Genomic DNA, 25,834 nt, shown 5'->3' on the forward strand with positions numbered 1-25,834 from the left:
TTCAACCACCGTTGCGGAATTCGTTCTGCGTGGTGGTTTTCAGCGCAAAAGGAAACTTGCCATGACATCCCCCTCTCATCCGTATTTCCATACTGAATCACTCAAACAACGATTTACCCAAGACCTGAGCGACGCCGTCCTCGCCGAACGTATAGACGAGGACGAAGCACGCTGGTTGCGAACGCTGGTGAGTCCCCCTGTTCTGGGCGGGACGGTGATACCACCGCGGCTGGACAGCGTGATCAAAACCGGTGGTCTGCCCACTGACGTTGAACTGGCTGCGGCCGTGTTAATCAGCTACCCATCGAGCGACACCACCGTTTACCTGAGTACCCTGCTGTATGGCCTGGAGCGATTCGAGGATCGGGAACAACTGCTGGTCAAATTACTAAAACGTTTCGGATCGCAAACAAATGACGTGCCGGCGTTCGAAAATCAATTGATCGACGAGCCGTTGTTTGAGTTTCGGATGCTGAAAATCATCGATCACCAAGTGGAAAAAGTCGTTGAGCTGGCCCAGCATTTAGAGCAGACACCCTCACTGCAAGCGGTACTGAAATATGCCCTGCAAGAGCAGTTCAAGGTCGCGGTGCCCGAGACAATGATCGATCCTTCGACGCACATTCTGCAGATCATCCAGTCAACAACGCAGTCGTCGGTGAAAGACGTCACGGGCGTCCAGTCGCTCGTGGATGCGGCACTGGACGAGTACATCGGCCGGGAATTGCCGCAAGGTGCTGAGCACCGCTTTCTGGGTCCGCTGGGTACTACCCTTGACTCACTGGCGGCGCAACCTCAACGACAAGCACTGTCTGATACGGTCAAGGGACTGAACGCGTCTTTTGATAGTCGACTGGGTCATTTTTGGTGGTCTCCGGTAGGTCATGGCCAGACGCGTCGTGAGTACGTTGCCGCGGCGTTGTCCGAATGCTTCCGACAGGCGCTGCTGGCACGCAGGCACGACGCCACGCTCGACGCTCATGAGTTTCGACGAGTCAGCTCACTGCTGGATCCGTCTCTTGAGCAATGGGGCGATGGCGGTCAGGTTCACCTCAGGAAGCTCACGCTGTCTCTTGATAATCGAGCTCCGTCGGAGCTGGCGGGCGTGTTTACGATTGAGTCGGTTGTGCCGTCGCTGTCGGAACTGCTGCTCTATTCAGCGGAAAAGGGGCTGTGTTCTTTTCGAAATCGAACGGAATTGAACGATTACTTCTCCACAAGTGAAGGACGCTTGGAACTGCTTCACTACCTGTCGCTGGAGGATCACGCTCGGGTGCGTACGGCGGCCAGGTTGCGGTTGGCGTTTGAAAACATCGACAGGCCCTTGTTTCTGGATCGAATTGACTCGGTCATCGCCTTACAGAACCGTAATCTGGCTTTCGTTATCGGTCAGCCTCGCAGGGGCCGCGATCTGGCAGCCGTCATGATTGACGATGCGCTGGATATCCGTCATCTGATTGACCATCGCCTGTCGCGGCTTGGCGGCGGCGGTCGATGGCGCGAGGTACCGGGCACGTTCGGTGAAGCATGGCTCCTGGCACCCTCGGTCCCACTGGTACCATCACCTGCCAAGGCCGTGGCGGCCACGCACAGTCCATCCTGGCTGGAGCGGATGCAGACGCTTGATGATGCATCCCTACTTATCTGGAAAGCGCACCCGAGTATCGAGTCCTGCGCTCGCGATGTGCTGAACAGGCAGTTGGCCATCCTTTGTGATGGCCGTCTGGATGCTAAGGATATTCACGTGCAGCTCATTGAGGCACTGCCTGTCGAGGCCCTGAGAAACACTGCAGAAGCCCGACCTGGCGTAGTCAGTGCGACAACGCCCCCAGTCGATCTGATCACCCTGCTGCTCGACCGGGTGAGCGGTCATCGAGTGGTCGATGTGCACGTCGACAATCAGATTATCCTTGCCCCGGTAACGGTTGCGCAGACGGGCCCCAGCACACTGCTGACGCCTGCGTTGGTCAATCATCTGCTGAAATACGCACATGCCCGGTTTTCCGCAGCGCTGGCACGCCAGACCAGGCGGTTCCACACGCATGCTCTGCGTCAGGTCAATTCACAATTGGACCCCCGTGCGTTGTCGTGCGAGATAACCGCAGCACTGCTTCGCCTGGAGCTGAACCTGGAGGGACGTCTGGACGAACTCGATCAGCCAGGGCAGGTCATGCTTGAGCAAGTACTGAACTACCCCGTGCACAGCCTGCGCCGCGTATTTGGCGACGCTATCGTCGAAGTTTGCGCCCTGTCGTACACCTATGACGAGAATCTCCCATCGGTGCAGATGACCAACCTTTTCATGCTGCATCAACCCTCACTCGCCCCCACGGGTGTAGTGCTCTGGTCTCCATTGTTGGGTATACGACGATTTGACTCACTTTTTGATCTCAAGCGGTTATTGAATGCGAAGCTGACGAACACTCATCACCGCGAACAGTGGCTGAATCTTTTTCCCGAGCCTGAAAAGGGCATGATCCGCAAACATCTGGCGCACACCGATCGCAAGCGGATGTCTATCGACACCATTCCGTTGGATGAGCATTTCATTGAGCAGTTGCAACGGGTCGAGCAGGACCGGCAATGCAAAGCTATCGAGCACGCGGTTCAATTCGCCACGGACTGCCGTCTAGAGACGAAACTGTTCAGTAACCTCATGACCGCTGCCCAGGCCGATGACCAGATGGATGCAGCGCTGGATGCCATGTCAGGCGCGATTCAGAGTGCCCTGTTCGAAGCGCAAATGCCGGACTGGTTAAAAAAAGCCTCGATTGATGACTTGCAGAGCTATGTCGACGTGCTCAAGCGTTACTTTCGGGTCGGTGATCCGGAAAAAGATTTTTTATTCGGCATTCCTTATCTAAAGGCGTACGCCCGCGAAAAAATACTCGGCCAGTTGCGTATCGATTTTCCCGGTCAGTCATTTGACCCGGACACCTTGCAGATAACCCTTACGCGCTATGTTGGAACTCCGGTGGGAACGGGGCAGACGCCTTCTTTTCTACCGGCTGTGACCGACGTCAACACCGAAACATTGACCGAATACTCGCTTAATCATTTTTCGACGATCCAGGGGGCGAGCCTGGCGGTGAGTTCTGCTGAAGAGAGTCCGGCTACCGTGCTGTTGACGCCCGCTTACCTTCGGGAATTGATCCACACGCTGGATGTGGGGGCGCATTATCAAAAACTGCTGGCGCAAAAGCTGGACAACAGTCATTCGGACCACAGTCTCCGCAGACGTTTATTTTTCAAACAGTGGCCAGCGCTGATGATCGAAACGGCTCTTCAGAAAAAGCTTGAAGGGCAGCTCAGTGCCAGCGCTTACGATTACATAGAGGGCCTGATGGAGATGCCCGATGGTCTTGCCCGGCAAACCGTACATGAAGAGGACATTATCCTGTGTCCGCTTCGACTGATCGCGCAGGCGGGCGCCACGGCCGACAGTGTGCCCGGTTTTTACGTCATAGGCCCAAAGGACTCATCTCAGGGGCCGGTGATCCTGTATTCGATTTTTAACCAGAATTTTTGCTTCAAGGAGTACGCCGACAACGCCAGCCTGCTGTGGGACATACGTAACTCGAGCAGTCTGCAGGCTCAACTCATGCAGCGTGTCACACCCGAGGTGCAGACGCGTTATGGGCATCACAGCTTCCTTCTGCCTCCGGTGTGGAGTACCGAGTTCTATACGGATTTTCCAATGTTTCCATTGGGGCCTGTCACCCTGGACAGCGACCCGGTCGAAGGCAACGTTTTGCAGTATCTGTTTAGTGATGCCGTGAGCGTACTCAAGGAAATGGCGAAAAAGCAGGCAGTGACCACCGCCCAGGCAGATTGGGAGTCGTTCACGTATCTGATGACGCTTCAGGCCGAGCAAGTCCTTATTTTTCTGCCCGGCGATCTCGGCCTGCTGGCTGCTAACTGGCAAGGGCTATCGTTGTTTCAATCATCAGCCACCTCGGCCGCCAGTCGACACTGGGGTGAGGCAGTGTCGGAGTTTACCGCTGCTTTGGCCGTTTTTGTTTCGGCCAAGCATTCAGCGTTGGAGGCGCTGGAGGTCGACGATCCCGCCACTGAGGTGCTGAGTGATCTTGACTCGCCGCTAGCATTCTCATGGCGAAATGCTCAATTGCCCGCAGACGTAAAAGTCCGTTTGCAGGCGTTCGAAGTGTCCGATATCGCATTGAGCGACTTGATGAAAGATGAGCTGTACAACCTTTACCAGGCGCCCTTGACGCTGAAAAAATATGCGGCCGTTGCCGGCAAGGTTTATCAGGTAGAAATGCGGGATGAGGGGGCCTGGCACATTGTCAGTGGTGACAACGTCGGGCCGAACCTGAAACTCAATGATCATCAGCAATGGGAACTCAATGTGCGTTGGGGGCTGAGGGGGGGAGGAGGGCTTCTCACTCGGCCCAAATCGTCTGATGCTTTCACCCTCAGTGAAATCGACGCAGCGGTCAATCATGAGTTCGACGTTCTGGCCAGTGGAATGCCCGCGATACGTCTGGGGTATCGAGACCACGCGCGCAGGATTGGTCGCGCCCATCTGCAGACCAAACGCTATCTCGAGACCTGCCTGGAAAACCTGAACGTACGGACGCCTGCCGCACCGCTCGATGCACAGGTCAACAAAATCATTTGCGAGTTCTTTGGTGTACAGACGCCGAGTGCCGGGCTTGTCGACGCCATCAAAAAGTCGACAACGGGCTTGTTCAACGCCGCGATGGATGCCTCTTTGGCACCCTATTCTTCACCCCGGTTTGTCCTGGGGGTGAACCGTGCAGGGCACGAAACGACTGTCGCGTTCACGCTAAAAACTGACCCACTCCAGCGTATCTACCTGAGTGAGCAGTTTTTCGAAGCGTCGAAATATCACCTCAAGCGTCCAGCCGTTGGCAGCGCGGGTTTCAATCTGAGATCCCATTATCGGGCCGCTGCACTCCTCCACGAGCTGTCTCACCTGAGCAATGATACGCACGATATCGCTTACCTGGAGGCCACGGCCCCTTTCCTCGATTTGTTGGCCACCGACACGCCGGACCAGATTCGGATCAAATCCGATCTGGAGGAATTGCATCACCGCTATCTTTCGCATCGGACCCCCATCAGTCAGCTGTTCAAGCACTTTAAAAACGGCCAGTGGCAAGACATCAATGATGAAGGGGAAGGTAAGCAATTTGTTCTGAGCGTCACTGGAAAAACAACCCTGGCAGACGCTCGCCCGGTTTTTCTGGCCGATGCTGAAAAACGCAGCGAAATCATGCTGGGAAACGCTGACTCTTTGGGCCTTCTCGTCACGTTGTTGGGGCGCCAACGCTTCGCCGCTTGACTCGCTTGTCGGGTGCATCGAGGTTGCATTGAAAAAGAGCCGCTTTTTAAAGCGGCTCGCCTTACCTCTTTTTATCCCGGCGAATCAAATCGTGTAGTGCCGCAACTCACGGGCGATGACCAAACGCTGGATTTCACTGGAGCCTTCGTAGATCTGGGTGATCCGCGCATCCCGGTAATAGCGTTCCACCGGGTAGTCTTCCAGGTAGCCATAGCCGCCGTGGATCTGCATCGCTTTGGAACAGACTTTCTCAGCCATTTCCGATGCGAACAGCTTGGCTTGCGATGCTTCTGACAAGCACGGTTTTCCCGCGCTGCGCAGGCGCGCCGCGTGGAGGATCAGCAGGCGTGCAGCGTTCAGTTGGGTGTGCATGTCGGCGAGCATATTGGAGACGCTTTGGTGCTCGATGATCGGCTTGTCGAATTGCACCCGCTCGCGTGCATACGCCAATGCGGCTTCGAACGCAGCGCGGGCGATGCCCAGGGCCTGTGCGGCAATGCCGATGCGTCCGCCTTCGAGGTTGGACAGGGCAATGGCCAGGCCCTTGCCGCGCTCGCCCAGCAGGTTGGCGGCGGGAACGCGGCAGTTGCTCAAGGTCACGGCGCAGGTGTCTGACGCGCGAATGCCCATCTTGTGTTCGGTACGGTCCACCACGAAGCCCGACGTGTCGGTCGGTACCAGAAATGCCGACAGGCCTTTCTTGCCCAATTCGGGATCGGTCACGGCGAAGACAATGGCCAGTTTGGCGCGTTTGCCGTTGCTGACGAACTGCTTGGCGCCATTGATGACCCATTCGTCGCCCTGCAACTCCGCGCGGGTCCGCAGGTTATGCGCTTCGGAGCCCGCCTGCGGTTCAGTCAGGGCAAAGCAGCCGATGGCCTGACCGCTTGCCAACTCGGCCAGCCACGTCTGCTTTTGCGCCTCGGTGCCGTAGTTGAGCACCGGGCCGCAGCCCACCGAGTTGTGAATACTCATCAGCGCACCTGTCGCGCCATCGCCTGCGGAAATTTCTTCCACGGCCAGTGCGTAGGCCACGTAATCGACATAAGTGCCGCCCCATTCTTCCGGGACCACCATGCCCAACAGGCCCAGCTCGCCCATTTTGGCGACCAGGGCGTCATCGATCCAGCCGGCTTTTTCCCACGCCTGGGCATAGGGTGCGATTTCGTTGCGGGTGAAGTCGCGCGCCATGTCGCGAATCATTACCTGTTCTTCTGTCAGTTCAAGGTCGTGCATGGCTTAGCCCTCATGGCCGTTAAAGAAGCTCTGGACATGCTCGGCACTGAGCGCATGCAAGGTGGGTGGGTTCCACTGTGGATTTTTGTCTTTGTCGATAATCAGTGCGCGGACCCCTTCGATCAGGTCGCCGCGCTCGAACCACTGGCGATCCAGGTGCAGTTCCAGAGCGAAGCAGGCTTCAAGCGGCAAACGGCGACCGCGACGCAGCATTTCCAGGGTTACCGACATCGCCAGCGGCGAGCGGCTTTCCATCAAGGCCGCCGTGCTCATCGCCCAGTCGTGGCTGTTAGCCACGGTGACTTCGCGCAGTTGTTCGATGATGCTCTGCACGTTCGGCTGGCTGAAGAAATGGTCGATGACCGGACGCAGCTTTTTCAGCGGGGCATCGGGCAATTGCTGCACGGCGTTCTTTGCCAGCAGGCTTTGCAAATCCTTCAGCGCGTTGCCATTCCACAGCAGGCTGTCCAGTTGCTGGTCCAGCTGCGGCAAAACCTCGCTGTTCAGGCACCAGTCTGCCAACCCGCAATACAGTGCGTCCGCCGCACGAATCTGTACGCCCGTGACCCCAAGGTAAATCCCCAACTCGCCGGGTACTCGAGGCAAGAAATAACTGCCGCCCACGTCCGGGAAGTAACCAATGGCGACTTCCGGCATCGCCAGTCGACTGCGTTCGGTGACCACCCGCAAATCGGCGCCTTGGGCCAGGCCCATTCCGCCGCCAAGTACGTAGCCATCCATCAGCGCCAATACGGGTTTACGGTAGCGGTGGATGGCCAGGTCGAGGGCGTATTCCTCGACGAAAAAGTCCAGATGCACACTCAGGCCATTTTTGTGGCTGTCGTACAACGAGCGGATATCGCCACCGGCGCAGAAGGCCTTGTCGCCGCTGCCGCGCAAGACCACGGCGTACACCTCATCGTCCTGAGCCCAGGCATCGAGCTGTTTTTGCAGGATGCGGACCATGTCCAGGGTGAGGGCGTTCAAGCCAGCGGGGCGGTTGAGGGTCAGATGGCCGATATGGTTACGCACTGTGGCCAGTACGGCGTTGCCAGTTTCAACGGATAATTCCTGGGCAGTCATGGCTATCTCCCTGCTGCTTTATTGTTCTGCTTCTCATCTGGTGCGAGAAATGACCCCCGGATGCTACCAGTGCAAATTTGCAAATGACAATCGGGAATACTGCAGTGCGGTTGGGCATTTTTGCATGGGCCAAAGAGGGGGTGCGCCAAAGAGCCCTCAAGCCTTCAAACTGAACAGCGCCACTTGCGGTGCTTCGCTCACCCAGGAATCGCTCACCGACCACCCGGCGCTCGCGGCAAGCGCGGTGAATGATTCGATGCTGAACTTGTGTGAATTCTCGGTGTGCAGGCGTTCGCCAGTGTTGAAGTGGAACGTGTGTCCAGCGACCTTGACTACGTGTTCGCGGCGGCTCACCAAGTGCATTTCCATGCGCGCCTCGGTTTCGTTCCACAGCGCCAGATGGTCGAAGGACTCGACGTTGAAGTCGCCGTCGAGTTCGCGGTTGATACGGGTCAACAGATTCTTGTTGAAGCGCGCCGTGACACCTTCGGCATCATCGTAAGCGGACACCAGAATGTCGGCGTCCTTGAGCAGATCCACCCCGACGATGAAATGTGCCTGATCGCCCAACAAGGTATGGGCTGAACGCAGAAACGTCACCGCTTGATCGTGAGTGAAGTTCCCGATGGTCGATCCGGGGAAAAATCCCACGCAGATGTGCCCGGCAACCTCGGCCGGCAATTGCAGGGCGCGGCTGAAATCATCAATCTGCGGCACGACGTTCAATTGCGGGTAGCGCTTCTTCAGTCGTATGGCGGCCTTCTTCAATGCGTTGGCGCTGATGTCGATCGGTACATACAACGCGAGCTGCGGTGCTGCATCAAGCAACAGACAGGTTTTTTCGCAGGCACCACTGCCGAATTCCACCAGCGCTGCACCGTCTGGAATCGTACTGGCAAGCTGTTGGGCCACTTGAGTCAAGAGGGCGGTTTCAGCGCGGGTCGGGTAGTACTCGTCGGTCTCGCAAATGGCCTCGAACAGCTCGGAGCCAGCAGCGTCATAGAAGTACTTGGGCGACAGGTTTTTCACCGACGCCGACAACCCGGCAATCACATCGCGGGCGAACTCGCTGTCGTGGCTGTTCACTGCGCCAGGCTGGCGGGCATCACGGGCCAGGCGCAGGCCTGAAAACACCCAGCGTTTTTCCGGGTGGAAAAAGTTGCGGTAGGTCGTGCGGGTGTGACCAGGGGAGGTGACACTGGCCCCGCCGCGCAGGACCATCAGGTTGATCATGAATTTACCGTTGTACTCGCCCACCGCGCCAGCAGCCGGGCGAAACCCCGGGTAGGCGCTGTAGGCACTTTGCGTCCACTGCCAGGCGACGTCATCCACCTGCTCCAGCAGTCCGGCCTCTGCGGCGGCTTCCCATTCGGCTTCTGTCGGCAGACGCGCATCAGCCCAGTGGGCAAAGGCGGCCGCTTCGTAATAGCTGATGTTGATCACTGGCGCTGTCGGGTCAACGGTTTCCAGTCCGCGTAAGGTCAGTTGGCGCCAGCCGGGCGCGTCGTATTGCCAATAAAGTGGGGCATTCCAGCCATGTTCCTGGACTGCGGCCCAACCGTCCGACAGCCATAGCCCGGCTTGGGTGTAACCACCGTCCGCCATGAACGCCAGCCATTCGCCGTTGGTCACCAGGCGGTCGCTGATTTCGAAGGGTTGCAGGTAGGTGGTGTGTCGGGGGCCTTCATTGTCAAAGGCAAAGCCCTGGCCCTTGTGGCCGATTTCCGTCAGTCCACCCTTGAGCGGCTTGAACCGGCCGCGACGCCCGGAAAGGTCTTTGGGCCAACGAGGGTCATAGGTCGGCTTGAGCGAGGAGGTGCTGAACAGGTGCAAGATGTCCATCAGCAACAATTCTTGATGCTGTTCCTCATGGGCCAGACCCAGCTCAAGCAAATCGGCAGTGGCCGTGGTTATGTCCGCCTCAAGCAACGTGCGCATGTGTTCGTCCACATGCTTGCGGTAGTCCAGCACCCTGTCCACGCTCGGACGTGTCATCAGCCCGCGCTGCGGTCGGGGATGACGCGGGCCGACGGCGTCGTAATACGAGTTGAACAGGTAACCGAATGCCGGATCGAAAGGGCGGTAGTCGACAACGTTTTCAGCCAGCAGAAACGTCTCAAAGAACCACGTGGTATGGGCCATGTGCCATTTGGCCGGGCTTGCGTCAGGCATTGATTGAACGACCATGTCCTCGGCACTCAGTGGTGCGATCAGGTGCTCGGTCCTGCGTCGAATAGACAGATAGCGCTTGAGACGCGCGTTGCCGGTGGGGATGTTACGTCGCTCGCTTGAGGTGCTAATCATCAGGTCCTCTCTTCGGCAGTTCAATGGCTGTCGGGTTGTTCAGCCCTGTACACCCTCGGTTTTGAAGATCACCCTGACAGGGGTAATAACTGTGATGTGCGGTGCGCGCGTAATGTTCAAACCGAATGTCGGATCGCGGAATATAAAAAGCTGCCGGGTATTCCTGAACGCGTGGAATCAGCGAGCCCAAGGCTCGTTTCAATCGGTTTCACCCAACGCTGGCAAGAACTCCTGTCCTACGGTTTACTACGCATTAACCGCGCGCTTTACTGATCTGGACTCACTCGGTTCATGAACATTTGAGGAGATACTCCATCAGGTCCACTCGATGAACGAGTACACCCCTCGCCATTGGGCGCCCCACGAGCGCCCGGCACTGCCTGGTTCCCCGTCCACGCCGTTGCACTCGACGGGCAAACGTTGGGCGTTTGCAATTGTCGGTGTGATCGTTGCGTTGACCGGCGGTCTGGGTAATGCACTGGTGGTTGCCAATTTGCCGTACCTGCAAGGCGCTTTGGGTGCGACGACTGCGGAAATTGCCTGGCTGCCCGCCGCGTATGTCATGACCAACGTGTCGATGAACCTGCTGCTGGTGAAGTTCCGCCAGCAGTTTGGCTTGCGTGCATTCACTGAAGTGTTTTTGGTGTTGTATGCGCTGGTGACGTTCGCGCATCTGTTCGTCAACGATCTGGGGTCGGCGGTTGCCGTGCGTGCGGCCCACGGTATGGTCGGCGCGGCACTCAGTTCGTTGGGTCTGTACTACATGATTCAGGCCTTCCCGCAGAAATGGCGAATGAAGGCGCTGGTCCTCGGCCTGGGCACTGCGCAACTGGCGATTCCTCTGGCGCGACTGGTGTCCGAAGACCTGTTGCAAATCGCTGAATGGCGCGGCCTTTATCTTTTTGAACTGGGCATGGCGTTGCTCTCACTGGGCTGCGTGCTTCTGCTCAAACTGCCCCCAGGCGACCGGTTCAAGGCGTTTGAAGCACTCGACTTTCTCACCTTCGGCCTGCTCGCCAGCGGTTTTGCCTTGTTGTGCGCCGTGCTGTCGCTGGGACGGATTGACTGGTGGCTCGAGGCGCCGTGGATCGGTATTGCCTCGGCGGCATCGATCGCGCTGGTCCTTGCCGGCTTGGCGATCGAACATAACCGCACCAATCCCTTGCTGATCACCCGCTGGCTGGGCAGCGGCCGAATCCTTCGTCTGGGCCTGGCCGTGATGTTGATTCGTATCGTGTTGTCGGAGCAGTCCATCGGCGCGGTGGGCTTTCTGCAGGCGTTGAACATGAGCAGCCAGCAGATGCACAGCCTGTATCTGGTGATGTTGCTGGGCAGCGTGGTGGGGCTGGCGGCCAGTGCGCTGACCATCGATCCGCAGCACCTGTTCAAGCCGGTGATCATTTCGCTGGCGGCAATGGCCGTGGGTGCCTGGATGGACAGCAGTTCGACCAATCTGACCCGGCCCGAGAACATGTACCTGAGCCAGTTTCTGCTGGCCTTCGGGGGTACCTTTTTCCTCGGTCCGACCCTGGTGCAGGGGATGAGCGGGGTGATTGGCAACCCGCGTAATCTGGTGAGCTTTTCGGTGTTGTTCGGTATCACCCAAAGCCTTGGCGGGCTGATTGGGTCGGCGGCATTGGGCACGCTGCAGGTTGTGCGCGAGAAATTTCACTCCAGTCACATCGTCGAACACCTGACGTTGATCAATGCCCAGGTGCAGTCGCGCCTGCAAATCTCCAGCGGCAGTTATGCCTCCGCCATTGCCGACCCGTCGCTGCTTACCAATCAGGGGATTCGCACCCTTGCTGCGGCGGCGACCCGTGAGGCAAATGTTCTCGCCTACAACGATATATTCATGATAATCGCGTTGATCGCAGTGCTGACCCTTATCTGGATTTTCCTGCGCAGCCTCTGGCTGAAAATGACCACCGAAAAAATCGCTCCTGCCCCGACAACGACGTCTTCCGATCCCTCCAGTGGCGCTGAACTTTCATGACTGAGCCCAATACCCCGGCAAGCGCCACACCAGCGGCCTCTTCAGGCCCACCGCCGGCGCCCGTCACGGCACCTCCGAGTACTCAGCCGCGTCCGTTGCGGGTGCGAATTTTCTCTTCATTGATATTTGGCTCGATTGCGCTCATCGGCGTATTGATCGTGCTTTACGCCTGGCAACTGCCGCCGTTCAGCAGTGCCATCGAGAGTACGGAAAACGCGTTGGTCAGGGGGCAGGTGACGATCATCGGGCCTCAGCTCAGCGGGTATGTATTTGAGGTGCCCGTGCAGGACTTCCAGTTCGTCAAGGCCGGCGATGTGTTGGTGCGCCTCGATGACCGGATCTACAAGCAGCACCTGGATCAGGCGCTGGCCCAACTGGCGGTGCAGAAAGCGGCGCTGGCCAACAACCTGCAGCAGCGTCGCAGTGCCGAGGCGACCATCCTCCTGCGACAGGCCGCGCTGGCCAACACCATTGCGCAAGGCCGCAAGACCGCCGCTGATTTGCGCCGTAACGAGGATCTGGTCGCTGATGGCTCAGTGTCCAGGCGCGACCTGGACCTGAGCCGCGCAGACAATGCCCAAGCTGTCGCCGCCGTCGCCGAGGCGCAAGCTTCGCTGGAGATTTCCCGTCAGGACCTGCAAACCGTGATCGTCAATCGTGGCTCGCTGGAGGCGTCGGTGGCCAATGCCGAGGCCGCCATCGAGCTGGCGCGTATCGACCTGTCCAACACGCGGGTTACAGCCCCGCGTGATGGTCAGTTGGGGCAGATCGGCGTTCGGTTGGGCGCTTATGTCAATTCGGGGGCGCAACTGATGGCGCTGGTGCCGGATCGGCTGTGGATTATCGCCAATATGAAAGAAACCCAGATGGCCAACGTACGCCTTGGTCAGCCGGTAACCTTCACTGTCGACTCCCTTGATCATCAGAAGATGCAGGGCAGGGTGCAGCGAATTTCGCCGGCAGCAGGCTCGGAGTTCAGCCTGCTGCCCGGGGACAATGCCACGGGTAACTTCGTCAAGATTGCCCAGCGGATACCGGTGCGGATCGTCGTTGACCCTGATCAACCCTTGGCCAAACGCTTGCGGCCGGGGATGTCGGTGGTGGTGAGCATCGACACCCGCCAGAGCGGTGAAGTACCGCCTGATCCGGCTGATGACGATCAGCCCTGAGATGAGCCCGTCAGAACAGTTGAGTGAACAGCCAGTACAGCGAGCCGGACAGCAGAATCGCAGCGGGCAGGGTCAGCACCCACGCCATCACCAGGTTGCGGATTGTGCGCATTTGTAACCCGGAACCGTTGGCGACCATGGTCCCGGCCACACCGGACGACAGTACGTGAGTGGTTGAAACCGGCAAGCCGTACATGTCCGCTGCGCCGATAGTGAGCATCGCCACCAGTTCCGCAGAAGCGCCCTGGGCATAGGTCAAATGGGTCTTGCCGATCTTCTCGCCGACCGTTATCACGATGCGCTTCCAGCCGACCATGGTGCCCAGCCCAAGAGCAATCGCCACCGCAATTTTCACCCACAGCGGAATGAAGCGGGTCGCGCCATCGATCTGCTGTTTAAACAGCTGCAATTTATCCAGGGTATCGGCGTCAAAATTTCCGACTTTGTTCGCGGTCATTAAACGGACCGTTTCGGAGGTCAGGTACATGTCGTTTCGTACGTTGGCCATGGCTTCGGCAGGCACTTTCGACAGCGAGCCATAACCGTTCACCTGGATACCGATCTTACCGATCATGACCGCGAGGGCAGGGATGAGTTCGGGTGTGGCCTTTTTAGTGCTGACGTAATTGGAGAGTTCCTGGCGAGAATCGGCCGGGGCAGGCAGTGGCACGCTTTTGGTCAAGGCCTGCTGAGTGACCTGGGCCACGGCAGCGAACTGCACCGCCTGACTTTCGGGCATGGTGCGGTTAAGCGCGTAGGCCATCGGTAATGTCCCGACCAGGATCAGCATGATCAGGCCCATGCCTTTCTGTCCGTCATTTGAACCGTGGGCAAACGACACGCCAGTGCAGGTGACGATCAGCATGCCGCGAATCCACCACGGCGGCGGTGCATTCCCTTTAGGCGCTTTGTACAGTGCCCGGTTCTTCACCAGCAAGCGCAGGGCCAGCAGCAGCAATGCCGCGCAGGCAAAGCCGATCAGGGGCGACAACAGCAGTGAGTAACCGATTTTTATCGCCTGACTCCAGTCCACGCCGCTGGTGCCCTCGCGGCCATGCATCAGGGCGTTGGCCACGCCCACGCCGATGATCGAGCCGATCAGTGTGTGGGAAGAAGAGGCGGGCAGTCCCAGCCACCAGGTGCCGAGGTTCCACAGGATGGCGGCAATCAACAGGGCAAAGATCATGGCAAAGCCGGCTGAAGAGCCTACTTGCAGAATCAGTTCCACCGGCAATAACGCGATGATTCCGAATGCCACGGCACCGCTGGAAAACAATACCCCGAGAAAGTTAAAGCAGCCGGACCAGGCCACGGCAAAGTTGGGCGGCAGCGAGTGGGTATAAATCACCGTGGCGACGGCGTTGGCGGTGTCATGGAAACCATTGACGAACTCGAAACCCAACGCAATCAGCAGCGCCACGCCCAGCAGCAGAAAGGGGGTCCAGGTGGTGACCACCGATCCCACATTGTCCACGTCGTTCATGAAGCTATAAGCGGTGAACAGAAGACCGCTGCCAAGCACCGCAAAAAAAATGATCCAGGTGACAAGGCTAGGCTTACGGTCTATATGCGGCCTTGAAGCAGGGGCCTGAGCCCGCGAATCCGAGGCCAATGTGGTGCTTGGCATGATACGAAATCCTATTTTTGTCGGGGGTTTCGCCTCATGATCATTACAAAGTGTGACAGGTTTGCGTTGGAGTTGGATTTTGTAGCTCTGGCGGAGGAAGTCAGGGCGCCAGGTTTGTACACTGCGAAAGCATTCTTTCAGACAAAAGGAGGCTCAATAGTCGTCGCGTTTGCGAAAGGCCCAGCGGCCCGCGATCAGGGTGAACGTTGCGACCAACGCCACCAGGACCCAAAAGCCTTCGGGGTCAGTGGCCAGTGGAATGCCGCCGACGTTCATCCCGAAGAAGCCGGCGATGATATTGATCGGCAGCGCCAGCACGGTGACCACGGTCAAGGTGAACAGGGTGCGGCTGCTCTGCTCGTTGAGCTTGGCGGCGATTTCTTCCTGCAACAGCTTGATCCTCTCGCCCAGCGCGGTGAGGTCGCTGATCACCAGTGCGGATTCATCGGTGGATTTACGCAACTCTTGCACGTCCTCTTTCTGGAACCAGGCCGGTGGGCGGTTGAGCAGGCGCAACAGGGACCTGGGTTCCAGGGCCAATAGTCGATGCAGGCGCACCAGCACCCGGCGCATGGCACCCAGGTCGGCGCGGTTATCGCTCAGGCGTGAAGACAACAATTGGTCTTCGATCTGATCGACGCTGACCGTGGTTTTCCTCACAATCTGTTCGAGAACTTCGCCTTGATCGCGCAGCAAATGCACGAGCAGCTCCAGCGGCGAGCGGAAACACTCCCCGCGTTTTACCGAGTGACGCAGCCTGTCTACCGAATGCAGAGGCTGCAAGCGGGCGCTGATCATGATGTGGCTGCGGGTGCAGACCCACAAGGTGGAGATGTCCGAGGACACCATGCCGAAGTTGAACACCACATCGTTGACCACTGCCAGTAGCGACGAATCGATGTGTTCGATGCGGGTCGAGCGCGATCCTTCATGCAGGGCTTCGAAAAACTCTTCCGGCAGTTCAAGGTGCGATTTCATCCAGCGCTGGCAGCCTGCATGGGCCAGGTTCAAGTGCAGCCAGATGAACTCTTCAGGGTCGCCCGGGGTGTGCAGACACTCCAGGGCGGCGGCCGAATCGATTTCCCGACCCCGCTCGCCGGGGCGGAAACGAAACCCATAGATCAAGCCGAACAGGTCTGAATCCTGATGGTTGTGCACGATGCTGTTGTTCATGAAGGCTCGCTGACCTGAATACGCCTGTCAGGGACACAGGATTGCTAAAGCCGCATCATGGCAATCTGTTTTGACAGTTTTGTTACAGTTCAGTCGGTGTCTCAGGCACTCAGCCGCGCTGTCACCTCATTCAACTGACCCGACACGCTGTGCAGGTTACGGCTGGCCGTTTCGGTGCGCTTTACATTGTCCTGGTTGGTGTTGGCGATCTGAGTGATTTCTACCAGGTTGCGCGAGATGTCCTCGGCGACCGAGGTTTGCTCTTCGGCAGCCGTGGCGATCTGTCGGTTCATGTCGCGGATCGCCTCCACCGCTTCGGTGATGCGATGCAGCATATGGCCCGCTTCGGTGACCTGCTCGACGCTTTCTTCGCTGCGAGACTGGCCACCCTCAATCGCCTTCACTGCATCGAGGGCGCCGGTCTGCACGGTGTGGATGATTTGATTGATCTCGGCAGTGGAGGCGGCGGTGCGCTGTGCCAGGCTGCGGACTTCGTCGGCGACGACGGCAAACCCGCGGCCTGCATCGCCGGCGCGCGCCGCTTCAATGGCCGCGTTGAGGGCCAGCAAATTGGTCTGCTCGGCGATACCACGAATGACTTCGAGTACTTTGCCAATCCGCCCGCTGTCGGTTTCCAACTGACGGATGACCGAGGCCGTATTGGATATCTCGCCACGCATGTGAGTAATCGCGGCAATGGTTGACTGCATGACCTGTTCGCCTTGCTGGGCGCTGCGGTCGGCGTCGTCCGCCGCAGCGGCCGCCTGTGCTGCGTGACGGGCCACTTCTTGCGCGGTGGCGGACATTTCGTTCATCGCCGTGGCGACCTGATCGGTCCGCTCGAACTGCTCGTTGGTGCCCTGAGCGATCAATTGTGCAATCGCATTCAACTCACTGCTGGCGCCATCCAGGTCCGTAGCGCTGCCCTTCAAGCGGTTGAAGGTCTCTGCCAGAAAGTCCCGAAGCGTGTTGGCGGCCACGGCCAGACGGCCGAGCTCATCCTGACGCGCGGTGCTCACGCGCTCACCGAATTTACCTTGGCTGAGCTGGGCGACGTATTCGATCAATCGTCGGATTGGATCGATCAGATTGCGGTTGACCAGCCACAGGCTCAGCAGTCCGATCAACAGCCCGGACATCAGCATCACCGCAGTGCCGAGAAAAATGGTTTGATTTGCGTCCGCGCTGATGTGCTCGGATTGTTGGTTGCCCTGTTCGCGCAATTGGGCGACCAACTCACTCATTTGTTCACTGGCGGCCCGATCCAGGCCTTTGACTGCCGTGTCACCTACAACAGGATCGCCGTTAGCAGCTACAAACGCATCGCGACCTTTCTGGTACGCAGTGCCCAGCACCCGATGGGCTTCGCGCAGTTTATCGATCCGGGTTTTCAGCTCGGGGGTCGTCTGGCTGGCGAGGCGCCCAAGGATGTCTTGCACCTGATGTTGGCGCTCTTCGAATTGTCCCCAGTATTTATTCAGCTCTGCCGGTTCCTTGCCACGCAGCAGGACGTTCTTCCATTCCTGCACCTGAATTTTGAATTGAAGGTTAGCTTCATCGAGCAGTTGCGATGTGTGCAGCGGTCCGTCGATCAGGCCTTTGTAGTTCTGCAGGCCATTGGAAAGGAAATGAAAACAGGCCAGCGCGATCAGCAGGATCGCCAACAGGCTGCCACCGAGCAACGCCAGAATCTGGGCTCTCAGGGATTTTTGCAAAAACATGGGGTGTGTCTCATGGCCAGGGATAAGGCATTCCACGCGGGGAACGGGGTACGGCAAAGACATCCCTGTCCTTCAAGGCCGTACCTAGAGGTCGGCGGACGCCGGGGTTTCTTGAGCAATGCGGTTTTTCGTTCGGATGAACAGTACGCCACGGCCAATCTCTTTCCGCCCCCGGTATGATTTCTCAAGAAAATTCGCAGAGGCAATAACTGTCCTGACACCGGGGGCTATTGCCTATCGGTAGTTGACGAGAGGTCGTCAACCCTACCGGACGGGTCGCTGGCCGCGGCAGATCAGATCACGGAATTCGGAATGCTCAAAAGCATTCATAAATATGACTATAAAAAGATAAGAAAGTATTCGAAAAGAGAATGGGGCACTGTCATATATGACAGTAGACGGCAAAAACCTTATTGGAGAAACTGTACGTGAACAACGGGCAGCATGATGACGACCATACGCTCAATCACTGGGGGGCTAATGCAAATATCATTGCGACTGCCCGTCATTATTAAATAATAGGAGCAATACATCATGAGTGAAGACGCCCGGGCGATAGTTATTGATATTGGCAGTAGCACGATGAAGGTGGGTTTCGCCGGTGAAGACAGTCCAGCGGTATTTCCCACAGTAGTAGGCAGGCCAAAATCGGCTGATGCAAACCCAAAGGCAGTGTACGTGGGTGAGGAAGCGCTAGCTAAAAGGGATACATTGAAACTTAGCTACCCGGTAGAGCATGACGTTATCAATGACTGGGACGATTTCGAGCTCATTCTACGCCATGTATTTGACAACGTATTAAAAGTGAAGCCTACCGAGTATGAAATACTCTTGACGGAACCGCCGCTTAATCCAACGAGTAACCGGGAGAAAGTGGTTAAAATATTATTTGAGGTATTTAATTGCCGCGCTTGTTATCTCTCGATTCAAGCGGTTTTGGCTCTGTATGCCTCAGGACGTACAACGGGGATAGTTTTGGAGGTGGGCGATAGCTTTTTTCGTGCTGTTCCGATTTACGAAAGCTATGCGTTACCTCACGCAGTCCTGCGGACGGACATTGGAGGGCGAGACCTGACGGACTACCTGGTTACAATGCTGTCAGAAAGCGGCTACTCTTTTGCCACAAAGGCAGAGTCTTCAATTGTTCAGGAGATCAAAGAGAAGCTGTGTTACGTCGCAGTGGATTTTGAGGCTGAAATGCAAGGAGCAGCGACCTCCAGCAGTCTTCAGAAATCGTATGAACTGGAAGATGGCCAAGAAATCACTGTGGGTACCGAACGTTTCCAGTGCCCGGAGGTGTTGTTTACACCTTCACTAACTGGATCCGAAGCCCATGGAATTCATGATACGATGTTTAACAGCATCATGAAGTGCGATGTTGATATTCGAAAAGAGCTTTATAACAATATCGTTTTAACTGGTGGCTCTACACTGTTTTCGGGCATGGCTGAAAGGCTGCAAAAGGAAATCACCAAGCTAGCACCTTCCACCATGAAAATTAAGGTTATTGCACCACCTGAACGTAAATACAGCGTTTGGCTTGGTGGTTCTATACTCGCTTCGCTCAGCACCTTTCAAACAATGTGGATTACCCGTAAAGACTATGATGAAGTGGGTCCTTCAGTTGTGAATCAAAAGTGCTTTTAAGTTCGAGACCCCTTTTTAATTAGAAACCTCCGGCCAAGCTGCACTTCTACACCGACCCGGAATTGACCGGGGGTACCGAAACCCAGGCATTTGTTAGCCATAGCGCTGGAGGGCTCATAAAGAGAATAACGTCAAAGTGCAACTGGCGATGATCCCTTCGCGGCCAGACAATACTTATATCGCGGGGAGCTACCAAGACGTTGATCGCGATCCAATGGCGTAGTGCTTCCTCCCGTGGTAATCCGCCGCACGCTGATGAGGCTGTTCGGCGGATAGTCGGGTGTGTCCGTGACCGCTTAAGCAGCGGCTCACACCATCGCCAGCACTCGCTTGCGAGTGGGCGCCGGCCAGGCGCTGTCGATGGCGTGCAGGTCTTCGGCGGTCAGGGTCAACTGCGCGGCGGCAGCGTTGAGGCGTATGTGCTCGGGCTTGACGGCTTTGGGAATCGCGATGATGCCCTTATTGCGCAGCACCCAGGCCAGGCAGATCTGGGCGGGGGTGGCGTCATGCCGGGCAGCGATGTCCTGCAGCACCGGGTTTTTCAGCAGGTGCCCGGCCTGCGCGATGGGACAGTAGGCCATCAGCGGCATGAGGTGGATCTGCGCCCAGGGCAACAGGTCGAATTCGATGCCGCGTTGTTCAGGGTTATAGAGCACCTGATTGGTCGCGCAGGCCGGGTTGGCCAGGTGCGCCATGTCGGTGACGTCGAAATTGGAGACGCCCCAGCCACCGATTTTGCCGGCTTCGCGCAGGCGTTCAAAGGCTTCGACGGTTTCCTCCAGCGGGTGTTGGCCGGGCCAGTGCAGCAGGTACAGGTTGATGTGTTCTGTGCCTAGGCGCCGCAAGCTTCGTTCACACGCTTCCGTTATACCGGTGCGGCTGGCGTTGTGCGGGTAGACCTTGCTGACCAGAAACACGCGGTCGCGCTGCCCGGTGATGGCTTCGCCGACCACTTCCTCGGCACCGCCTTCTGCGTACATTTCAGCGGTGTCGATCAGGGTCATGCCGTGTTCGATGCCCAAACGCAACGCGGCCACTTCCTGTTTTCGTTGATGCGGATCTTCGCCCATCTGCCAGGTGCCCTGGCCGATGACGGGGACGGATGAACCAGCCAATTCGAGGGTTTGCATGTGATCTCCTACAATCAGTGGGTGATATTTATTCTGGCAGCAGGATCACGTGCAGGTTCAAAACGGGCCGGGAAAAGCGGTGATGTCGGTTATTTATTCACCACTGCCGTGCGGCCGTTCTCCCAGCCCCCGCCTAATGCCAGAAACAGATCGATCTGGCCCATGGCGACTTGGGTATTAGACGAGGCCAATTGGGCACGGACATCAGTATAGGTGCGCGTAGCTTGTAGGTCGGCAAGGAATGAGGCGCGGCCAGCCTGGAAGAAGCGGTGAGTCTGATCGGCCGCTTGCCGGGCCGACTGCTCGGCGTCGGCCAGCGCATCGCGCCGCTCCAGCAGGGCGGTGTATTGCGCCAGGCCGGTCTGGGCTTCGCGGATCGCGTTGAGCACCACGCCATCGAAATGCGCCAGCGCGGCTTGGGTCGAGGCTTCGGCTTCGTGGACACGCGCACGGGAGCCGTTCGATGGCACCGTCCAGCTCAGTAACGGGCCAAAACCCCAGCGATTGGTCGCCGGCTTGCCGAGGTTTTCCAGGATACCCACGGTGCCAATGCTCGCGCCAATGCTGATGTCCGGGTACAGCGCGCCGGTGGCCACGCCGATATCCGCGGTGGCGGCTGCCAGTCGACGCTCTGCCTGCCGAATATCGGGTCGGCGTTTGAGCAATGCGGCACCGTCGCCGACGGGCATGAGCTGTGCGATGTGGGGCAGTTCAGCGCATGTCGTCACGCCAGCAGGCAGTTGTGCCAGCGGTTTGGCCAGCAGCATCGACAAGCGAAACAGCCCGGCCTGACGGGCGGCGTTGTAGCGCGGCAATTCGGCACGCAGGGATTTGAATTGGGTTTGTGAGCGAGTGACTTGGGTTTCATCCCCACGCCCCGCGTCGCGCAGGCGCTGGGTCATGGTCAGGCTTTGCTGTTGCAGGTCCAGCGAATGCAGGGCGATGTTCTGCTCTTCATTGGCGGCGCAGACCTGGGTGTAAGCGCGCACAACGTCGGCCACCAGGGTAATACGCGCGGTGTCCGCTGCGGCCTGGGTCGCATCGGCATTGGCTTGTGCGCCTTCGATGCCGCGCTGCAGGGTGCCGAACAGATCGAACTGGTAAGAGGTGCTGATGCCGATGTCGCCGACATTGGCCACGGGTACTTTATCGGCCAACAGAAAGGCTTCACCCGATTCCTGCAAGCGTTGTGCGCCCATTTTTACGCCGCTGTGGAATCCCCCCAAAGACTGGGCTTCCTCCACTTGCATCCGGGCCCGGGCCAGATTGGCGGCCGCTACCCGCAGGTCGGTGTTGGAGGCCATGGCCTGACGTACCAGCTCATCGAGCCGAGGGTCCTGATACAGTCGCCACCAATCTGCCGGTACCGGCGCTGACATCGCATTGGCACCCTGACCCGCGATTTCGCCCTGCAAATCCGGACGGTTCAGTGCGGCGTCCTTGGGCAGATGATAGTCCGGCCCCACCATCTGGCAGGCGGACAACAGCAAACCCAGGCCTACGGTCGCCAGACGTGCGCCTTGTTTCATTGCGCGGTCTCCTGAGGGTGAGCGTCCTCGATGATCGACACCGTGGCAGTACGCCCGGCGATCATGCGGAAGTCATCCGGCACGCTGTCGAAGGCGATTCGCACGGGAATCCGTTGTGCCAGCCGTACCCAGCTGAACGCCGGGTTGACGTTGGGTAGCAGGTTGGTGCCGCTGCTACGATCACGGTCTTCGATAGCGGCGACGATGCTCTGCACATGACCGCGCAAGCGTGCGCTATCACCGATCACACGGATATCCACAGCCTGGCCGATGTGGATGCCAGACAGCTTGGTTTCTTCAAAGTAGCCGTCGATATGAAACGAGGTGCCGTCGACCACCGACAGAACGGCACGGCCAGCGGTGACAAACTCCTGCGAACGCGGTGCGCGGTCGTTGAGGTAACCGTCCACCGGGCTGCGGATCACCGAGCGGTCCAGGTTCAGTTGTGCGGCATCGACCGCAACCTGTGACTCGCTCAAGGCCGACAATGCACGCGTTTCGCGAGACTGGCTTTCTTCCAGTTGTTCCTGGGCGACCAGATTGCCCAGGCCCCGGTTGCGTTTGTTTTCACGACGGGCCTGTTCATAGGTTTCCTGGCGTTCGGCCGTTGTCGCCTTGGCCTGACGCAGGGCCAGGTGAAAGCGGTCCTGATCGATGGTGAACAGGACCTGGCCCTTGGTCACCACCTGGTTGTCGGTCACCTCGACCTTCTGAATCAGGCCGGAAACGTCTGGCGCAATCTGCACCACGTCGGCGCGAATACGACCGTCGCGGGTCCAGGGCGCAAACATGTAATACATCACCATGCGCCAGACCACGACAGTGGCGAAGGTCACGATAAGCAGGGTCAGGACCACTCGGCCCAATGTCAGTAAGGGTTTTTTCATTTCATCAGGTATCGACTGAGAGTATCCACAGCGCCGAGCAACACAGCGTATAGACCTACGTTGAACAATGCCCGGTGCCAGACCAGGCGATAGAAGTGGGCGCGCGTCAGCAGTGCGTGCACCGCTAGATAAAGCAAATACGTGATGCCCATCAGTACCATCAGCGTGGGCACGATCACCCCGCTGATATCCAGATCACCGATCATAAAGGCGCTCCGTCGATGCCATAGGGCGGTTGTTCTTCGGTTTTACCTGCGGCCACGATTTCGACGCCAGGCAGCAGCGCCAGGCGCAGACCGCTCAATGCATGCAGCAGGTGGGTGCGGGTTGGATCGTCGTCCATCCATTGCGCGGTCAACGAGCGCCGCGCGCGGTCCATGGTCATCAACAGACCTTTGGGCGCGGGCAAGCGTTGGTGGGCTTTGAGACAGGCCTGAAAATAAACGCCGACCTCATCGATCACCTGTTGTAGCAGCGTTTGGGGCACCGCGTGTACCCGATGGATATACGCCTGCAAATCCAGCAAGTTGAGGGCGACCTGCAGTTCACGCAGGGCAACCCCGGTGTCTTGAGCGGTGATGGTCAGACGCGGTAAATGCTGCATCAGGCGGTCGAGCATCTGCACGCCCATGCGTCGATGCTCGGCCAGTGTCGCCGGCTGGCTCAGGGTGACAATGTCGCGCCAGCTGAAACGGGTCAGACGCTTGGCGGCTAATTCAACGCCGAAGGGGCGTACCACCAGGGTCCAGACAAACGCGAATAACAGCCCCACCGGCCCCGCCAGGTTGGTGTTGACGAAGGCCAGGAAGTCGGCGTCGTAGGCGCCCTGAATACTGATGAATGAGGACGTATTGACGATGGTCAGCAGGGTCCCCAAATAGAAACGCGGCTGCACGGTCAAGGTGCCGATGACGATGAAGGGGATGGCAAAGGCCAGCACCAGCATCGGGAAGTCATGCAGGTTGGGCAGCACCAGGAACAGATAGAGACTGGCGAACAGCACCGACATCGCTGTCCAGAAAAAGAAGCGATAGATCTGCGGTGCGGGGTCGTCCATGGCAGCGAAGAAGCTGCACGCCACAGCGGCCAGAATCACCGCGCTGCCGCCATCGGTCCAGCCCAATAGAATCCACAACGTTGACGCGACGATGATTGCGGTGACGCTGGAAAACACGGAATACAGCATCAACCCGCGATCAAAAAACGGCGTCAGCCGGCCCAGACGCCAGTGTCGATAGACCGCGCGCCACGAGGATTGGTCGTCAGTGCGCAACGCATGTTGCAGGCTGCGACAGTCTTGCCACAGGTCGATCCATTCGCCGAGTCGGTAGAGGGCGTTGGACAGCAGCAATTGATGTCGATCATCCAGCTGCGCCGAGCTGGGTTGCAAGCGCTCCAGATGATCGCGCAGCGCCTGCCAATGTTCGACCGGCGCGCCCTCGCGGGTGCTGTGCAACCAGGCGCAGGTCTCTGCCAGCAGCGGCGCCAGGCGTTCGGCCTGTTCGGGGGTGCGTTTTTCCAGAGCCAAAAGGGCGTCGTTGAGTGCATCGACAACGGGCAACAGGTGAATCATCCGTCCGCGCAGTTCTTTACTGTTGCGCATTGTCTGAGGTCGCGCACCTTCGTGAGGCAACTGACCGATCATCAGTTCCAGCGTATTGAACGTAGCAACCATCGAGGTGCGAAGGCGGCCAATGTCTTCCGGGGCCTGAGTGCGCGCCAAAAAAAGCTCACTGTAAGCGGTGGCGTCGGCAAACCAGTTGCCAGCCGTACCCAGCATCACTGGCGCCAGTCGGCGGGGCCAGAACATGCCGCCCACCACGGCAGCACAGGCGATCCCGAGGAAAATCTCCTCAGTGCGTGAAACCGCGATGTCGAACACCGCCAGCGGGTTATCCACAACCGGAAAGGCAATCAGCGGCAGGGTGTAGCCCGCGAGCATCAGCGCGTAACTGTTGGCCGTGCGCAGGTGCAGCGAGAGGAACAGCAAGGTCCCGGTCCAGAGGGCGATCACGATGGCCAGTAAAAACGGGGTCTGCACGAACAAGGGTACGAAAAAGACCGCCGCCGCCGCGCCGACAAAGGTTCCAAGCGCCCGGTAGAGCGCCTTGGAGCTGGTCGGGCCAACAAAGGGGCTGGAAACGATATAGACCGTGGCCATGGCCCAATAAGGCCGAGGCATTTCCATGATCAATGCGATATACAGCGCGATCATTGAGGCGGCGAAGGTACGCACGCCATAGAACCAGTCACGTGCTGGCGGTACGCCGGTAAAAAAACCGCTCAAGATGCCCACACCGTGTTGTGATGGCCCGCATCTTCAAATGCCTTCAGCACCCGCAGGGTGGCTTCGAGATCCACGATGTCGACATTTTTGAGCACGTCCCTGCGCAGACGAAGCAATTCATTTTCAATCGACAACGCCAGCTCGCGGCCCTTCTCGGTCAAGTTCAAGGATTTGGCGCGACGGTCAGTGGGGTCTTCGGTGCGGCAGACCACGCCTGCTGCACATAATTGATCGAGCAAGCGCACCAGCGAAGGACTTTCCATCCCGGCGGCTTGGGCCACGGTCACTTGGCGCACGCCGTCGCCCAAGCGCAGAATCATCAGCAAAGGCATCGCGCACGCTTCGGAGATGCCGTAGTCGACAAGCGTCGTGTGACAGATGCGCCGCCAGTGACGGGACGCTGCCACGATGCCGCGGCTGATGCTCATTTGGAGAATATCGAGAGTCATGGCGTTGCCAGTGATAATAGTTTGAAGTCACATTATTAGCTTGCTAACTATAAATAGTTTGTAACACTGTTGCTGTGCCGTCAACCGTCATCTTGCATGTTCAGGCAGTCACACACGGCTGACGTGCGTGGGCACCCACCTCAGTGACTTTGTGATCATCCCCATTCATGCGCAAGATGCCCGGTCCAGAGCTTTGCTCTGGCAAAAAGAGCAGTGGATTCTGAGTAAATGACTACCGCTTGTCGGTAATAAAAAACGGTATTGGGC

16 protein-coding genes and 1 pseudogene are annotated in these 25,834 nt (G+C 58.1%); 4 read left to right on the forward strand and 13 right to left on the reverse strand.

Annotation, left to right across the window (positions count from 1 at the left end):
• Positions 1 to 61: 61 nt before the first annotated feature.
• On the forward strand, positions 62 to 5,329 hold the full coding sequence (locus tag AC1MEA_RS15665; protein ID WP_480416696.1) for a dermonecrotic toxin domain-containing protein: 5,268 nt from the start codon (positions 62 to 64) through the stop codon (positions 5,327 to 5,329).
• 84 nt (positions 5,330 to 5,413) lie between these two features.
• On the opposite strand, the gene AC1MEA_RS15670 is transcribed toward AC1MEA_RS15665, so the two are convergent.
• The 3 genes from AC1MEA_RS15670 to egtB form a co-directional block, all read right to left on the reverse strand.
• On the reverse strand, positions 5,414 to 6,565 hold the full coding sequence (locus tag AC1MEA_RS15670) for an acyl-CoA dehydrogenase family protein (RefSeq protein ID WP_480416697.1): 1,152 nt from the start codon (positions 6,563 to 6,565) through the stop codon (positions 5,414 to 5,416).
• A gap of 3 nt (positions 6,566 to 6,568) precedes the next feature.
• A complete protein-coding gene (locus AC1MEA_RS15675) occupies positions 6,569 to 7,648 on the reverse strand; it encodes an enoyl-CoA hydratase/isomerase family protein (protein ID WP_480416698.1) in 1,080 nt (359 codons plus the stop codon).
• A gap of 156 nt (positions 7,649 to 7,804) precedes the next feature.
• Positions 7,805 to 9,952: an ergothioneine biosynthesis protein EgtB gene (gene egtB, locus AC1MEA_RS15680; protein ID WP_480416699.1), complete on the reverse strand. Its 2,148-nt coding sequence runs from the start codon at positions 9,950 to 9,952 to the stop codon at positions 7,805 to 7,807.
• A gap of 328 nt (positions 9,953 to 10,280) precedes the next feature.
• Between egtB and AC1MEA_RS15685 the strand changes: the two genes are divergently transcribed.
• Together AC1MEA_RS15685 and AC1MEA_RS15690 are read left to right on the forward strand one after the other, a co-directional pair.
• Positions 10,281 to 11,948: an MFS transporter gene (locus AC1MEA_RS15685; RefSeq protein WP_480416700.1), complete on the forward strand. Its 1,668-nt coding sequence runs from the start codon at positions 10,281 to 10,283 to the stop codon at positions 11,946 to 11,948.
• Complete coding sequence (locus AC1MEA_RS15690; RefSeq protein ID WP_480416701.1) at positions 11,945 to 13,117, forward strand: HlyD family secretion protein; 1,173 nt, start codon at positions 11,945 to 11,947, stop codon at positions 13,115 to 13,117. The genes AC1MEA_RS15685 and AC1MEA_RS15690 overlap by 4 nt, the downstream gene beginning before the upstream one ends.
• A 10-nt stretch (positions 13,118 to 13,127) precedes the next feature.
• On the opposite strand, the gene AC1MEA_RS15695 is transcribed toward AC1MEA_RS15690, so the two are convergent.
• From AC1MEA_RS15695 to AC1MEA_RS15710, 4 genes and pseudogenes are all read right to left on the reverse strand, one after another.
• A complete protein-coding gene (locus AC1MEA_RS15695; protein WP_480416702.1) occupies positions 13,128 to 14,744 on the reverse strand; it encodes an inorganic phosphate transporter in 1,617 nt (538 codons plus the stop codon).
• Between the two features lie 153 nt (positions 14,745 to 14,897).
• The gene (locus AC1MEA_RS15700) at positions 14,898 to 15,917 is read right to left on the reverse strand and encodes a transporter (protein WP_219061453.1); all 1,020 of its coding nucleotides are present in this window, start codon (positions 15,915 to 15,917) and stop codon (positions 14,898 to 14,900) included.
• A gap of 101 nt (positions 15,918 to 16,018) precedes the next feature.
• Positions 16,019 to 16,732, reverse strand: coding sequence for a methyl-accepting chemotaxis protein (locus AC1MEA_RS15705; RefSeq protein WP_480918152.1), 714 nt, complete (start codon positions 16,730 to 16,732; stop codon positions 16,019 to 16,021).
• A 219-nt stretch (positions 16,733 to 16,951) separates the two neighbouring features.
• Positions 16,952 to 17,701 (reverse strand): annotated as a pseudogene (locus AC1MEA_RS15710) (methyl-accepting chemotaxis protein); the annotation flags it as partial.
• A 471-nt stretch (positions 17,702 to 18,172) separates the two neighbouring features.
• Here AC1MEA_RS15710 and AC1MEA_RS15715 point away from each other — a divergent pair.
• Positions 18,173 to 19,285 (forward strand): hypothetical protein, encoded by a 1,113-nt coding sequence (locus tag AC1MEA_RS15715; RefSeq protein ID WP_480416703.1) that lies wholly within the window; start codon positions 18,173 to 18,175, stop codon positions 19,283 to 19,285.
• A gap of 308 nt (positions 19,286 to 19,593) precedes the next feature.
• Here the strand turns inward: AC1MEA_RS15715 and AC1MEA_RS15720 are convergent, their stop codons facing one another.
• The 6 genes from AC1MEA_RS15720 to AC1MEA_RS15745 form a co-directional block, all read right to left on the reverse strand.
• Complete coding sequence (locus AC1MEA_RS15720; protein WP_480416704.1) at positions 19,594 to 20,415, reverse strand: aldo/keto reductase; 822 nt, start codon at positions 20,413 to 20,415, stop codon at positions 19,594 to 19,596.
• A gap of 89 nt (positions 20,416 to 20,504) precedes the next feature.
• The gene (locus AC1MEA_RS15725) at positions 20,505 to 21,944 is read right to left on the reverse strand and encodes an efflux transporter outer membrane subunit (protein ID WP_480416705.1); all 1,440 of its coding nucleotides are present in this window, start codon (positions 21,942 to 21,944) and stop codon (positions 20,505 to 20,507) included.
• Positions 21,941 to 22,831 carry an efflux RND transporter periplasmic adaptor subunit gene (locus AC1MEA_RS15730; protein WP_480416706.1) on the reverse strand — a complete coding sequence of 297 codons (891 nt, stop codon included), beginning with the start codon at positions 22,829 to 22,831 and terminating at the stop codon, positions 21,941 to 21,943. Before AC1MEA_RS15730 ends, AC1MEA_RS15725 begins: the two co-directional genes overlap by 4 nt.
• Positions 22,828 to 23,037, reverse strand: coding sequence for a DUF1656 domain-containing protein (locus AC1MEA_RS15735; protein ID WP_480416707.1), 210 nt, complete (start codon positions 23,035 to 23,037; stop codon positions 22,828 to 22,830). The genes AC1MEA_RS15730 and AC1MEA_RS15735 overlap by 4 nt, the downstream gene beginning before the upstream one ends.
• Positions 23,034 to 25,118 carry an FUSC family protein gene (locus tag AC1MEA_RS15740; protein ID WP_480416708.1) on the reverse strand — a complete coding sequence of 695 codons (2,085 nt, stop codon included), beginning with the start codon at positions 25,116 to 25,118 and terminating at the stop codon, positions 23,034 to 23,036. The genes AC1MEA_RS15735 and AC1MEA_RS15740 overlap by 4 nt, the downstream gene beginning before the upstream one ends.
• A complete protein-coding gene (locus tag AC1MEA_RS15745) occupies positions 25,115 to 25,567 on the reverse strand; it encodes a MarR family winged helix-turn-helix transcriptional regulator (protein ID WP_480416709.1) in 453 nt (150 codons plus the stop codon). The genes AC1MEA_RS15740 and AC1MEA_RS15745 overlap by 4 nt, the downstream gene beginning before the upstream one ends.
• Between the last annotated feature and the right edge of the window lie 267 nt (positions 25,568 to 25,834).

The organism is Pseudomonas sp. ASL8 (assembly GCF_056680355.1).

What these genes read in the sequence shown, in the direction of transcription:
- AC1MEA_RS15665 (WP_480416696.1), top strand. Translation starts at nt 62, where the DNA reads ATGACATCCCCCTCTCATCCGTATTTCCATACTGAATCACTCAAACAA.
- AC1MEA_RS15670 (WP_480416697.1), bottom strand. Translation starts at nt 6,565, where the DNA reads ATGCACGACCTTGAACTGACAGAAGAACAGGTAATGATTCGCGACATG.
- AC1MEA_RS15675 (WP_480416698.1), bottom strand. Translation starts at nt 7,648, where the DNA reads ATGACTGCCCAGGAATTATCCGTTGAAACTGGCAACGCCGTACTGGCC.
- egtB (WP_480416699.1), bottom strand. Translation starts at nt 9,952, where the DNA reads ATGATTAGCACCTCAAGCGAGCGACGTAACATCCCCACCGGCAACGCG.
- AC1MEA_RS15685 (WP_480416700.1), top strand. Translation starts at nt 10,281, where the DNA reads ATGAACGAGTACACCCCTCGCCATTGGGCGCCCCACGAGCGCCCGGCA.
- AC1MEA_RS15690 (WP_480416701.1), top strand. Translation starts at nt 11,945, where the DNA reads ATGACTGAGCCCAATACCCCGGCAAGCGCCACACCAGCGGCCTCTTCA.
- AC1MEA_RS15695 (WP_480416702.1), bottom strand. Translation starts at nt 14,744, where the DNA reads ATGCCAAGCACCACATTGGCCTCGGATTCGCGGGCTCAGGCCCCTGCT.
- AC1MEA_RS15700 (WP_219061453.1), bottom strand. Translation starts at nt 15,917, where the DNA reads ATGAACAACAGCATCGTGCACAACCATCAGGATTCAGACCTGTTCGGC.
- AC1MEA_RS15705 (WP_480918152.1), bottom strand. Translation starts at nt 16,732, where the DNA reads ATGAACGAAATGTCCGCCACCGCGCAAGAAGTGGCCCGTCACGCAGCA.
- AC1MEA_RS15715 (WP_480416703.1), top strand. Translation starts at nt 18,173, where the DNA reads ATGAGTGAAGACGCCCGGGCGATAGTTATTGATATTGGCAGTAGCACG.
- AC1MEA_RS15720 (WP_480416704.1), bottom strand. Translation starts at nt 20,415, where the DNA reads ATGCAAACCCTCGAATTGGCTGGTTCATCCGTCCCCGTCATCGGCCAG.
- AC1MEA_RS15725 (WP_480416705.1), bottom strand. Translation starts at nt 21,944, where the DNA reads ATGAAACAAGGCGCACGTCTGGCGACCGTAGGCCTGGGTTTGCTGTTG.
- AC1MEA_RS15730 (WP_480416706.1), bottom strand. Translation starts at nt 22,831, where the DNA reads ATGAAAAAACCCTTACTGACATTGGGCCGAGTGGTCCTGACCCTGCTT.
- AC1MEA_RS15735 (WP_480416707.1), bottom strand. Translation starts at nt 23,037, where the DNA reads ATGATCGGTGATCTGGATATCAGCGGGGTGATCGTGCCCACGCTGATG.
- AC1MEA_RS15745 (WP_480416709.1), bottom strand. Translation starts at nt 25,567, where the DNA reads ATGACTCTCGATATTCTCCAAATGAGCATCAGCCGCGGCATCGTGGCA.